Origin of the sequence: Hydrogenophaga electricum (assembly GCF_030160815.1) — a bacterium.
Classification (GTDB): Bacteria; Pseudomonadota; Gammaproteobacteria; order Burkholderiales; family Burkholderiaceae_C; genus Hydrogenophaga; species Hydrogenophaga electricum.
Genome location: NZ_BSPB01000143.1, coordinates 651 through 928, shown reverse-complemented (window position 1 = coordinate 928; position 278 = coordinate 651). Strand labels below are relative to the sequence as shown.

The window sequence follows — 278 nt, the reverse complement described above, 5'->3', positions numbered from 1 at the left end:
CGATGGCCAGCGCGCCCACGCCGGCCGCGAGGCTGGCCACCGCACCGCCGCTGGAACCGCCGGGCGTGAGCGCCGGGTCCCAGGGGTTGCCGGTGGTGCCGGTGACGGGGCTGTGCGTGTAGCCCTGCAGGGTGAATTCGGGCACCGCGGTCTTGCCGAGGATGACGGCGCCGGCCGCGCGCAGCCGGGCCACGGGCGTTTCGTCGCGCTCGGGCACGTGGTCCTGGTAGAGGCGGCTGCCCCAGCGGCAGGGCAGGCCGGCCACGGGAATGTTGTCC

The 278-nt window shown here is 76.3% G+C and carries 1 protein-coding gene; it reads right to left on the bottom strand.

The genetic code is table 11. The features are described from left to right. A partial coding sequence (locus QQK43_RS23175) for an amidase family protein (protein ID WP_284309639.1) occupies positions 1–278 on the bottom strand: 278 nt, incomplete at both ends.